This window comes from Gluconacetobacter sp. (assembly GCF_047721585.1).
GTDB classification, from domain to species: Bacteria; Pseudomonadota; Alphaproteobacteria; order Acetobacterales; family Acetobacteraceae; genus Gluconacetobacter; species Gluconacetobacter dulcium.
The window spans coordinates 1-11,124 of sequence record NZ_JBDNXE010000125.1; the positions used below are offsets into that span (position 1 = coordinate 1).

Below are 11,124 nucleotides of genomic sequence, written 5' to 3' on the forward strand. Positions count from 1 at the left end.
CATCGCGCGGCAGATGCCGCAGGAACTGGCGCGCCGTCTCGGCCGAGAAGAACAACGCCGCCGCCACCCCACCGCCGCCGATCAGCGCCCGCAGACCCTCCGGGGACGGCATCCCGGAGCGAATGCGATAGACGCACCGCCGCACGACCCTGAAACCGCCACGCCGCAAGGCGTCCGCCAGATCCAGCCCATATCCCGGCGCCGTCGCCAGCAGCAGCACGCCACCGGCAGGCGGCCACTCCGCCCGCACCAGATCGGCCAGCGCATCGGCCGTCCCATCCGCCGCCGTCACCCGCACGAATCCAGCCGCCCGCGCACGCCGCGCCGTCGCCGCACCCACCGCCAGAATCGGCATGTCCGCCGGCACCTGCCCCGCCAGCGCGGTCACCGCCTGCCCACTCGTCACGAGAATCGCCTGCACGCCGCGCACCGGCAACGGCCCATGTAACATCGGCTCGGCCCGCAGCGCCGGCAGGGCCACCGCGTGCCAGCCCAGCGCCGTCACGGCCGCCATGGTCTCACTCAGCCCCGGCTCCGGCCGGGTCACCAACACCGCCGGTCGCGCCCCGCCCGAGGGCGAAGCGCCCACCCGATCAGGGCGCAAAAATATCCGCGGGGCTGTCGGCCCGCAGGCTGTGGCCCAGTTCGCGCCCCATCCGCTCGGCATCGGCCGGCGCACCGGTCACGACGCGCCGCAGCAGGAACGACCCATCCTCCCGCGCCACCAGCCCGGTCAGGCGCAACATCGGCCCGCCACCCTGCGCATCGTCGATCAGTCGGGCATACCCGCCGATCGGCGTACGGCACGATCCATCCAGTTCCGCCAGCAACGCGCGCTCGGCGGTGGACACGGCCCGCGCCTCGTAATCCTCGATCGCCGACAGCAGCTCGCGCAATTCGATATCGCTCTCGCGAACCGTCACGCCCACAATCCCCTGGCCCGCCGCCGGCACCATGATCTCGGGGTCGAGAATGATATCCGCCCGATCCCCCATGCCCAGCCGCCGCAGCCCCGCCAGCGCCAGCAGGGTGGCCTCGCACTGCCCCGCCGCCAGCTTGTCCAGCCGCGTCTGCACATTGCCGCGCAGCAGGCCGAAGCGCAGGTCGGGCCGGTCATGCAGCATCTGCGCCTGCCGCCGCACCGACGCACAGCCGACCAGCGCGCCCCGCGGCAGACTGTCGAAAGGCGCCGCCGGATCGACCTGATCCGGCTGCACGGCCCCCGGCCGCAGGATCAGCACATCGCGCGCATCCTCGCGCCGCAGGGTGCAGGCCAGCACCAGGCCGGGCGGCAGCGTGGTTTCCAGGTCCTTCAGGCTATGGACCGCGAAATCGATCCGCCCGTCCGACAGCGCATCATGAATTTCCTTGGCGAACAGCCCCTTGCCGCCGATTTCCGCCAGCCGGCGGTTCTGGACCTGATCGCCGGTGGTGTTGATCTGATGCTCCTGAAACGCCCCCATGTCGCGCAGCACGGGGCAGAAGCGCGTCAGCATCGTCAGAAAGGCCCGCGTTTGCACCAGCGCCAGCGGCGACGCCCGCGTGCCGACACGCAGCGGCAATTGCCGGCGATGCGGCAGGGCGGGGCGCAGCACGCCCCGCTTCTGGCGCGCGGCGGCCTCGGCCGCGATCTTTTGCAATGCCGATGCCTGGGCGGTCGGCCGGTCGGAGACGGAGGGCGGAACGAAAACCATTTGCTGTCTCTATTCCCGCGACGCCCCAAAGAAAAGATGACATAACGCCCGACGGAACTGTCTTTTATGCAATGATCATGTCTTCACCTTCCCTCGGCGCCCCGGCGCCGGCCGAATCTGCGGTCCAAGCGCCTATTCTGGCGATCGAATCGTCGTGCGACGACACCGCCTGCGCCATCCTGTCCCCCGACGGCACCATCCTGGCCGAAACCGTGCTGTCGCAGTCCGGTCACATCCCCTTCGGCGGCGTGGTGCCGGAAATCGCGGCCCGCGCGCATCTGGCGGCCCTGCCCGGCCTGGTGCGCCAGACGCTCGACGCGGCGGCCCTGCCGGCCGAGGCCCTGGGCGCCGTCGCCGCCAGCACCGGCCCCGGCCTGATCGGCGGGCTGATCGTGGGCGCGGGCGTCGGCAAGGGGCTCGCGGTGGCGCTGGGCCGCCCCTTCATCGCGGTCAACCATATCGAGGCCCACGCCCTTACCGCGCGCCTGCCCGGCCTGGTGCCCGGCGGCGCCCGCTTTCCCTACCTGCTGCTGCTGGTCTCCGGCGGCCATTGCCAGTGCATCGCCGTCGAGGGCGTGGGCCGCTACCGCAAACTCGGCGGCACGATCGACGACGCGGCCGGCGAGGCTTTCGACAAGGTCGCCAAGATGCTCGGCCTCGGCTGGCCCGGCGGCCCGGCGGTCGAAGCCCTGGCGCGCGAGGGCGATCCCACGCCCTGGCCGCTGCCCCGCCCCCTCCACGGCCGGCCGGGCTGCGATTTCTCGTTCTCCGGCCTGAAGACCGCCGTGGCGCAGAAACTGGCGCCCTACGCGATGGACGCCCTGCCCCGCCCGGTCGCCGCCGGCATCGCCGCCAGCTTCCAGAACGCGGTGGCCGATATCGTGGGCGACCGCGTGGCCCACGCACTGGACATGATGCCGGACGCCACGCTGCTGGTCGCTGCCGGCGGCGTCGCGGCCAACGGCGCCCTGCGCGCCCGCCTCGACACGCTGGCCCAGACACGCGGCCTGCCCTTCGCCGCGCCGCCGCTGCGCCTGTGTACCGACAACGCCGTCATGGTCGGCTGGGCAGCCATCGAAACCCTGCGCGCCCGCCACGCCCTCGGCCTGCCGCCATTGGACGAGCTGGACCTCCTCCCCCGCCCCCGCTGGCCACTGGATCAGATGGCGGCACGCCTGGACGCCACCGCCGCATGAATTACCGCCACGCCTTCCACGCCGGCAATTTCGCCGACTGCATGAAACACGCGCTGCTGGTGCTGCTGCTCCAGGCACTGGCCCGCAAACCGGCGGCCTTTTCGGTGCTGGACACCCACGCCGGCATCGGACGCTACGATCTGGGCGGCACGCAGGCCACCCGCACCCTGGAATGGCAAGGCGGGATCGGCCGCCTGCTGCACGCCCCGCCAGCCGGCCTGCCCCCCGCCTATCTCGATCTGGTCCGCCGGGCCGGCGCGCCGGACATCTATCCGGGCTCCCCCCTGATCGCGGCGATGATGCTGCGCCCGCAGGACCGGCTGGTCTGCTGCGAACTGCACCCCGAAGACAGCCACGCCCTGCGCGCCCTGTTCGCCGGCAACAGCCAGGTCTCGGTCCACGCCCGCGACGGCTACGCCGCCCTGCCCGCCCTTCTCCCCCCGCGCGAGGCCAGGCGCGGCCTGGTCCTGATCGACCCGCCCTTCGAGCAGCCCGACGAATTCACCCGCCTGGCCGAAGGGCTGAAGGCGGCGCACCGGCGCTTCGCCACCGGCATCCTGGCCGGCTGGTATCCGATCAAGCACCGCGCCCCCGTGCGCGCCTTCCTCGATTCGCTGCGCGATTCGGGAATGCGCGACATCGTGGCGCTGGAACTCACCCTGCGCCCGCCGCTCGACCCCACGCGCCTCAACGGCTGCGGACTGGTGGTGATCAATCCCCCCTTCGGTTTCGTCGAAGCCGCCCTTCCCGCCCTGCGCGCGCTGACCCATCTCTCTCCCGACGGCACGGGAGAAGCCACCGTCACGCGCATCGTGGAGGAATAGGCGCATGGCCGCACACATCGCCGTCATCGGCGCCGGCGCCTGGGGCATCGCCCTGGCCACCCAGGCCGCGCGCGCCGGGGCACGGGTCCATCTGTGGGCACGGAACCCCGAAACCCTGACCGACACCCGCACCCTGCCCCGCCTGCCACAGATCACGCTGCCGGAGACGATCACCGTCACCCGCGCGATGCCCACCCGGGCCGACGCCGTGCTGCTGGCCGTCCCTATGCAGCATCTCCGCGCCGTGCTGGCACAGATGCCCGCCGCCGGCCCGATGATCGCTTGTTGCAAGGGCGTGGAGCGCGACACGCTGGCCCTGCCATTGCAGATCATCGCGGACCGCCACCCCGACCTGCCGCGCGCCGTCCTTTCCGGCCCCAATTTCGCACATGAAGTGGCGCAGGGCCTGCCCACCGCCGCCGTGCTGGCCTGCGCCGACCTGTCGCTGGCCCGCACCCTGGCCGATCACCTGACCACCGCGACCTTCCGCCTCTATGCCAGCGACGACGCCATCGGCGTGCAGGTCGGCGGCGCCGCCAAGAACGTCATCGCCATCGCCGCCGGCGCCACCATCGGCGCGGGCCTGGGCGAAAACGCCCGCGCTTCGCTGATGACGCGCGGCCTCGCCGAACTGGGCCGTCTGGCACTGGGGCTGGGCGGCCGCGCCGCCACCCTGTCGGGCCTGGCCGGCGTCGGCGACCTGATCCTGACCTGCACCGGCCCGTCATCACGCAATTTCAGCCTCGGCCTGGCCCTCGGACGCGGCGAATCACTGGCCGAAATCCTGGGCAGCCGCACCACCGTCGCCGAAGGCGTCGCCACCGCCCCGGCCATCCTCACCCTGGCCCGCGCCCACGGCATCACGGTCCCGGTCATCGAAACCGTCTCGCTGCTCCTCGCCGGCGACATCGACCTGCCCGAAGGCCGCGACCGCCTGCTCAGCCGCCCCGTCGGTTTCGAATAATCCCGCCTTCAATCACAATTTATCGCGGAAACCGCCCATTCAACCGCCAGCAGGCTCCTGCTGGGACGCCAGCAGCACCGGCAACACCATAAAGACGCTGACCATACCCAAGACGGCACAGAAAGGCCCATAACCGCCCAGAAAACCGGGAATGGAAAAGAACCCGAGGCTGACGGCCAGAACCGTCATGCTGAAAATCTTCTGCCGATCCACGGGAAAAAGCCGCGCCTGCGCCACCGGCAACGCGCGGCAGGCAAAGCGCCAGACAAGCCAGACCGCAAACGCGCTGACAAACGGAAACAGACCCCAGACCGAAATCCCCACCCCCCTGGCCAGCAGCGCCATATCGCCATGACTGGTCAGAACCCGAAGCGGGGCATAGCTCCAGACATTGAAGGTCGAAAACGCATCGACCCACACCAGCCCCCACAAGACGACCGGCCGCCCCGCGCGCCCGATCAGACGCCCGATCGGCCCCATGATCAGACGATGACAGATCAGGGCCGTGCCGCCATTGGCCAGCAGAGGCCCCGCCGCAGCGATCAGCGCGGCCTGCCAGCCCCTCCCGCTCGCGAAGATCGGCGCATAATCGACATTTTCGTCGATCTGCTGCTGAAGGAGAATATTGTCGATGGCCGCCGTCCCGTAATGCAGAGCCAACGGATCGCCTTTCCACCCCAATCCCCACGCCACAAAGGCATGCGCATATTCATGCGCAAAGAAATCGAACGCATGCGCAAGCAGGACGGACCCCAGTACAGCCCCCCCGAAACCCAGCATGTGCCCACGATTGCACAGACCCGTTCCCCGCATCAGCGCCCCGTCTCCAACCGGGAGACATGCAGAACCGCCTCGCTCGTTTCCCATATCGTCACACATCCCGGCGCGTGCAGATCCTCTTTGTATCCTCTTTCAGCGCGCGGCGATCTGGCGATTTCATAACGAACCCTGTCCGATGGATCATCGCCAGCCTCCACCAGCCAGGCCGGCTTGCCATCGTACGAGGCCACGATATCCCCGACCACCTCTGCGGTGATTTGTTTCTTTCCTCCATCGTACTGCCATGTCGGCAACGTGTAGCGGCCACCTTCGGCCAGCGGCAACGCCGCGAGCATCACCCCCAAAAGATGCCCATCCCAGGTCGGCCCGTTCAGCGCGACGGAAATCCTCTTGCTACCGGAGGAACTTTCCCTTGTCCCCCATATCCGCCGGGCATCGTAGCGCAGCCGGATACGCTCCCAGTTCCTGTCGCTCCTGTCGCGTCCGCGCGTACCATCCATCATGATCGGCAGCAGACTGGCGCGATCCACCACATAATGCTCGCGCACCTCGCGGCCGACCAGTTTCAGATGCAATACGATATCCCAGACCCGCCGACCGTTCAGTTCCGTCTTCCGAAGAACCCGCCAGAGACGGCCGTTTTCCTGACCGTCCATCTTCAGCACAAAATACGTCGCACCTGCCTCCAGACGCTCCCCCTGCATCGGCGGCGGGGCCGCGGCCGTCAGCACAAGACAGGCGGCAGTCAGAAAAAGCCTTTTCATCCTGCCACGCCCCCACCCGTCTGGCCGCACCTGGAGCCATATCCGTTCACACCGGTTCACGGATATGGCTCTGGATTATTGATTTTTAACGCATCTTTATCCGGCCAGACGAGTCCATCCGGTCGGATGACGCTCTAATGCGAAAGCTCCGTGACCATCGCAGTCAGGATATCGAGTGCCGGCCCCACGCTCGCCACCGGCGTCCGTTCGTTCAGCCCATGCATAAACGAATCCGAATTGCGGATGAACAGCGGGCTCACGGCGTAACTCGGCACCCCATGCGACCGGAACCACATGCTGTCGCTGGCCCCCGAGCCCAACGACGGAAAAACGGCCACGCGCGGATAGACACCATGCACGGCATGCTCGATGGCACCGACGACATCGGCCCGCATGGGCGAGGCCGGCGTCTCGACCGACCCTTCCGTCACATCCGTGATCGTCATGGCGGGATCGGCCGCCGCCTGCTTCAGTTCGCCCAGAATCTCCGCGCGCGAATGTCCGGGAAAGATCCGGCAATTCACATTGGCCGTCACCCGCTGCGGCAGCGCGTTGAGGGCGTGGCCGCCATTGATTTCGGTCACCACGCAGGTGGTGCCGATCCGCCCGACGAAAGACGGATCGGCCGACAGGGTTTCGATCGCGGCCTCGTCCGTCGGCTCGGCCGCGAAGGCCCGCATCGCCGCTGCGATCGGCGCCGCCTCCCATTGCGCCGCGCCCAGAAAATACCCCCGGCTCAAATCATTGATTTCCGGCCGGAAGCGATAATGCTGAATGCGCAAAATATCTTCCGCCATCTCGGCAATCGCATTCAAAGGGCGCGGTTCGGAAGAATGGCCACCCGGATTGGTCACGACCAGCCGATAATCGGCATAGGTCTTCTCCCCGCCTTCCCAGGCGAAATAATCGGGCGCGCCCGTTTTCTCGTCGATGACGCCGTTCGCCCCATCCACATTCAGTACCAGTTCGGCGCCGGCCAGCTTCTCCGCGATGATGGCCCCCGTCGCCATCGCGGTTTCCTCGTCGCCGGAAAACGCGATGATGATGTCGCGCCGGGGCCGGTATCCCGCGCGCTTCAACCCGACCAGCGTCTCGATCGCGATCGCATCATCCAGCTTCATGTCCGTGGCGCCGCGCCCCAGCAGAAAGCCCTTCTCGATTTTCGCCGTGAAGGGATCATGCGTCCAATCCTCGGCCTTGGCCTCGACGACATCCATATGCCCCGAAATCACCAGCGGCTTGAGCGACGGATCACGCCCCGGCCACCGCGCGATCAGATAAGCGGTGTCCCTGTAAGGCGTGATCGCAATATCGGAAGCGGAAAACCCACCCGCGACCAGCGCATCCCGAAACAATTGCGCCACCTGCGGCGTCTGGTTCCCCGGCCCGACGACCGAGCGCAACGCAATCGCCTTTTCCGCCAGCGCCAGCGACGCCTCCACCGCCTGGCGGTCGCCTGCGGAGGCCGCCCACGCATGGCCCGCCATACTGAACACGAGGGCAGCACCGGCGAACAGACACTTACTGGTCTTCCGCCCGATGAACTCGTCGCCGTTTTCAGACCGGATTATGTTGCTTAAAGACAATGGAAACAGCCCCAAAGATTGATCAAAAGGCAATAATTGCATAGCAGGATCGTTCCGGAACGAAAACCGCATATCAGCAATAACGGTCAAACCCCGACGGCACGGGCACAGGCACGGGACACCGCTCATGGACGGGCCCTCTACCGCCCCGATCTTACCGATTGCCTGGCTGGCTCTGAAGCACCGAGCGCAGTCGTTCTCATAAGCGGCGGCTTATCATGCCAGGCCAATAACACCCTATAAAAACAACCTGCTTTTAAACGGCTGAAATATCAGACCCGGTTTGGGCCTTTGCCCAGCCACGAATTTGTGCCGCAAGCCAGAACATCACAGGGTCATGGCCGCGTTTACGGGACCATAGCATGGAATAATCTATACTGATCGCATCAAATGGCAGCGGGAATGTTGCAAGCCCATGACGGCGTGCAAGAAGACTGGCAATAGGTGAGGGCAATGTCGCGACGGCCCTTGTCCCCCGTACATAATCGGCAGTGGATAGAATAGACCGGGTTGACACAAGGCAGCGCCGCACACGATTGATCATTTTGAAATACTCGCTAATGAAAGACGGTCGATTATCTGAAAATGCAACAATCACATGCTCGATATCCAGATACCAAGGCAAGATGACTGATGGCGGTGTCATCATGGATGGGTCATACATACAGGAAAAGCCTGTTTTCATCAGGATTTCACGCTGGATCTCTGGCGGGCTGTCACCAGAGATCGTGAAGGCCATATCGAATTTTCCGCGCAACAGATCGTCGTTCACCGATTGCCAGTCCGTGGGCTGAATTTCGAAGTGCGCCTCTGCGACCTGAGAGCTTATAACATCGACAATACCGGGCAGCAGGAGTTGTTCCACGTCCTCGGCCGCCCCGAAAGTCATGCGCAGACGTGCGCGGGACGGTTCGAAGGGCGGAGGCGCGAACACCTCCTGCAAATATCGCAATGGCGCATGACAATCGGCCCAGATCTGTTGCGCTCGCGGGGTTGGAACAAGCACTCCCGCGCCACGCACGAACAGCGGGTCCCCGAAACAGTCGCGCAACCTGGCCAGAGCCTGGCTGACAGCCGGCTGCGAGCGATTAAGGCGCCGCGCTGCTCGCCCTACATGCCGTTCGATCATGAGCATGTCGAACACATGCAGGAGGTTCAGATCGATGCTCATTATAAGATATCCTTATTATGGAATCATAAAAATGGCGATTGGAAATATGTTTTCGAATTATGTCACATTTTTCGCCATAGAGCAGGCTGTTTGAATAGGGGCTAATGATGACTTTCGTTCTCAAAGACAGGATTACCGGACCGGAAGCATGGAAAGGGGCTGCCTTGCAGGCTGGCAATCAATGGTTGCGGCCCCTCTCTCCCGCCATGCTTGAAGCGCTGGACACAGCCCTTGCATCGGCCAAGTCCGCGGGTCTGGGCATTCTGGACCTGACAACGGAAAATTTTTCCCTGAAGACGGTGCAGTCCGAAATTGAGGATTTTATTGCCGAACTCCAGAATGGAAAAGGCTTTCTGGTTCTACGTGGCCTGCCGATAACACGTTATACGGAACAGGATATGGCGCTCCTGTATTACGGATTGGGCCTGCATATGGGTACACCGGTCAGCCAGAACGAAAAGGGCGAATTACTGGCGGAAGTCATCAATACAGGAGACCTGAACGACCCCAAAACCCGGGTTTACCAGACTAATGCCCATCTGCCCTATCATTCCGACCTGTCTGATGTGGTCGCCCTCCTGAGCCTGCGCAAGGCACACGAAGGCGGGGCCAGCAGTCTGATCAGCGTTGCCACGATCTATAACCGGATCATGGAAGACTATCCGGAGTTCCTGGCCCTGTTTTATCGCCCGCTTTATTTTGCTCATCTGGGCGAGGCGCAACCCAGCCTGTCCCCCATTTTTTCTTTTCATGACGGCAAGCTGAGCTGCCGTTACATGCGCCAGTATATTGAACTGGGGCATGACCTGCGTGGCCTCCCCCTCTCACGCGTCGAACGCCGAGCCTGCGATATTTTCGATGCAATTCTGGATGAGCCTGACCTGCGGCTTGAGATGATTTTGGAACCGGGGGACATGCAGTTTGCAAACAACTACGCTGTCCTTCATTCCCGGACGGGGTTTATCGATGATAAAAATGTGGAGCATCGTCGCAAACTATTACGCCTGTGGCTCAAAATGGAGGTTCCGCGCAATCTGGCGCCAGACTTTCCGGGGAGAAATGGAATTGCCAAGCGTGCAATAAATTAACTGACAGCTCAGCGGGAGGGTTCGAAAAACCCCTGGTTCTGAACTGTTGGCTGTGATTCCATCCTTTCTGTGATGATTGGGGGAACAGCTCATGAAGCAGGCCGGTTTCTTTGATGTTGACGAGCGCCTTGCCCGGTTAAGCGGGCTGGGCGATCAGCTCGAAGCGTTTTCCCCGACTATCGCAGATGGGTTTGTTCGTCCGGACCGTGGGTATCACCCGGGCCACCATGAAGATCGGGCTGGCCAATATCGTCAACACCATGCGCCGCTTCCGCTTCCTCGAGAGGTTGAACGCGAGCGCGTAGCCATTCCCAATGGCGACAGCGCCCGATCTGCGCAAAACACAGATCGAAAGTCACCCCGTAAACCGTCAATCAGAACGACAAAAACCTGAAATCATAAGCCGGACACATCAATCAACGGTTCTTCGATCCCTCCAGATGGACGATCGAGATCATCAAGCGCAGCGATCGGGCAGAAGGCTTTGTCGTCCTGCCAAAACGCTGGATCGTGGAGCACAGCTTCGCATGGCTCGGACGCTGTTGCCGCCTCACGAGAGATGTCGAGGCAATCATTTCCTCGGCCCACGCATGGCTGATGATCGCTCATATCCGCAGAGTTCTGCCGAAAATCAATCAAACCGCTTTCTGATTCAAGCTCTGAACGTATTTTATATCTGAGGAGGAACAATATCTGTTCCATGAACCAAAGTTGCCCAACCCGTTTTATAGACAAGGTAAGCAATAAAATCATCACTATCTGTTGGGTTCACCTGTGGAATACCAGGATTCTTTTTCCATATATCACAAAATATTCTTTCAGCGACCACTCTTGGAGAATCTTCCGAGAAAATTGGCAATTCTTTTTTTTCATCATATTCGACTATCACGTTCTTTGATATTGCAAATTCAAAAAAATCAATAAGGTTCGTTATGCCCTCTTCCGTAATCAAATCCCCATTATCGTTTTTGTTTATGTTTTTCCATATGGAATACACGGACAAACCAGCGACACACTCCAATTCATCTGAAAATTCTTTTAACATATTCTATAAATT

Annotated in this window: 11 protein-coding genes and 2 pseudogenes; 6 read left to right on the plus strand and 7 right to left on the minus strand. The window is 63.2% G+C overall.

What is annotated here, in order from left to right; translation table 11 throughout:
• On the minus strand, window positions 1–547 hold a 547-nt coding region (locus ABF821_RS17160; protein ID WP_415530917.1), incomplete at its 3' end, for a uroporphyrinogen-III synthase.
• A 46-nt stretch (window positions 548–593) separates the two neighbouring features.
• A complete protein-coding gene (gene hemC, locus ABF821_RS17165; protein ID WP_415530918.1) occupies window positions 594–1,694 on the minus strand; it encodes a hydroxymethylbilane synthase in 1,101 nt (366 codons plus the stop codon).
• A gap of 77 nt (window positions 1,695–1,771) precedes the next feature.
• Here hemC and tsaD point away from each other — a divergent pair, with 77 nt between their 5' ends.
• From tsaD to ABF821_RS17180, 3 genes are read left to right on the plus strand one after another with little or no spacing between them, the layout of a single operon-like run.
• Window positions 1,772–2,890, plus strand: coding sequence for a tRNA (adenosine(37)-N6)-threonylcarbamoyltransferase complex transferase subunit TsaD (gene tsaD / locus ABF821_RS17170; protein WP_415530920.1), 1,119 nt, complete (start codon window positions 1,772–1,774; stop codon window positions 2,888–2,890).
• Window positions 2,887–3,714, plus strand: a complete 828-nt coding sequence (locus tag ABF821_RS17175; protein ID WP_415530921.1) for a 23S rRNA (adenine(2030)-N(6))-methyltransferase RlmJ — start codon at window positions 2,887–2,889, stop codon at window positions 3,712–3,714. The genes tsaD and ABF821_RS17175 overlap by 4 nt, the downstream gene beginning before the upstream one ends.
• Window positions 3,715–3,718: 4 nt before the next feature.
• Window positions 3,719–4,678: an NAD(P)H-dependent glycerol-3-phosphate dehydrogenase gene (locus tag ABF821_RS17180; RefSeq protein WP_415530922.1), complete on the plus strand. Its 960-nt coding sequence runs from the start codon at window positions 3,719–3,721 to the stop codon at window positions 4,676–4,678.
• 39 nt (window positions 4,679–4,717) lie between these two features.
• Here ABF821_RS17180 and ABF821_RS17185 read toward each other — a convergent pair whose 3' ends face one another.
• The 4 genes from ABF821_RS17185 to ABF821_RS17200 all read right to left on the minus strand — a co-directional run bounded on the left by ABF821_RS17185 (window position 4,718) and on the right by ABF821_RS17200 (window position 8,979).
• Window positions 4,718–5,491, minus strand: coding sequence for a hypothetical protein (locus ABF821_RS17185; RefSeq protein ID WP_415530923.1), 774 nt, complete (start codon window positions 5,489–5,491; stop codon window positions 4,718–4,720).
• A complete protein-coding gene (locus tag ABF821_RS17190) occupies window positions 5,491–6,222 on the minus strand; it encodes a hypothetical protein (protein WP_415530924.1) in 732 nt (243 codons plus the stop codon). The genes ABF821_RS17185 and ABF821_RS17190 overlap by 1 nt, the downstream gene beginning before the upstream one ends.
• A 134-nt stretch (window positions 6,223–6,356) precedes the next feature.
• Window positions 6,357–7,739 carry a M20/M25/M40 family metallo-hydrolase gene (locus ABF821_RS17195; protein ID WP_415530928.1) on the minus strand — a complete coding sequence of 461 codons (1,383 nt, stop codon included), beginning with the start codon at window positions 7,737–7,739 and terminating at the stop codon, window positions 6,357–6,359.
• Window positions 7,740–8,064: 325 nt separating this feature from the next.
• Window positions 8,065–8,979: a LysR family transcriptional regulator gene (locus ABF821_RS17200; protein ID WP_415530925.1), complete on the minus strand. Its 915-nt coding sequence runs from the start codon at window positions 8,977–8,979 to the stop codon at window positions 8,065–8,067.
• A gap of 104 nt (window positions 8,980–9,083) precedes the next feature.
• Between ABF821_RS17200 and ABF821_RS17205 the strand changes: the two genes are divergently transcribed.
• The 3 genes and pseudogenes from ABF821_RS17205 to ABF821_RS17215 form a co-directional block, all read left to right on the plus strand.
• Window positions 9,084–10,067: a TauD/TfdA family dioxygenase gene (locus ABF821_RS17205; protein WP_415530926.1), complete on the plus strand. Its 984-nt coding sequence runs from the start codon at window positions 9,084–9,086 to the stop codon at window positions 10,065–10,067.
• 179 nt (window positions 10,068–10,246) lie between these two features.
• Window positions 10,247–10,372: pseudogene (locus tag ABF821_RS17210) on the plus strand (IS5/IS1182 family transposase); the annotation flags it as partial.
• 133 nt (window positions 10,373–10,505) lie between these two features.
• Window positions 10,506–10,718: pseudogene (locus ABF821_RS17215) on the plus strand (transposase); the annotation flags it as partial.
• A 19-nt stretch (window positions 10,719–10,737) separates the two neighbouring features.
• On the opposite strand, the gene ABF821_RS17220 reads toward ABF821_RS17215, so the two are convergent.
• Complete coding sequence (locus ABF821_RS17220) at window positions 10,738–11,112, minus strand: hypothetical protein (protein ID WP_415530927.1); 375 nt, start codon at window positions 11,110–11,112, stop codon at window positions 10,738–10,740.
• Window positions 11,113–11,124 lie beyond the last annotated feature (12 nt).